Genomic DNA, 396 nt, shown 5'->3' with positions numbered 1-396 from the left:
CAGCATTCCAGCGTCAGGCGCATGGCTGCCCTGGTCGAGCAGGCCTTGCAGTCCACGGCGCCGATCCAGGTTCAAGCGCCACCGGCTTCGCTTGCCCCGCAGCCGAGCATCGCCAGGGCTGCGGCCAGCCCACAACCGCCTGCACCACCAGAGACAGCGCCAACATCGGCCGCGCCTGCACCTCGTGCGGCCGGGACGGCAACGGCCAGCGAAGGTATCGCCATCATCGGCATGTCCGGGCGCTATCCGCAGGCACCGACGCTGGATGCCTACTGGGACAACCTGGTGGCCGGTCGCGACTGCGTCGAGGAGATCCCGCCAGCGCGCTGGAGCGTCGATGACTACTACGATCCCGAGGCCGGCAAGCCGGGCAAGACCTACAGCAAGTGGCTGGGC

The 396-nt window shown here is 68.9% G+C and carries 1 protein-coding gene; it reads left to right on the top strand.

Annotation, left to right across the window (positions count from 1 at the left end; genetic code table 11):
• Positions 1-21: 21 nt before the first annotated feature.
• Positions 22-396: beta-ketoacyl synthase N-terminal-like domain-containing protein (locus ACK6AU_RS32055; RefSeq protein WP_409303788.1), on the top strand; the 375-nt coding region annotated here is incomplete at its 3' end.

Origin of the sequence: Pseudomonas sp. KCJK8993, assembly GCF_046230915.1 — a bacterium.
GTDB lineage: Bacteria > Pseudomonadota > Gammaproteobacteria > Pseudomonadales > Pseudomonadaceae > Aquipseudomonas > Aquipseudomonas piscis.
This window is presented reverse-complemented; position numbering and strand designations above follow the sequence as displayed.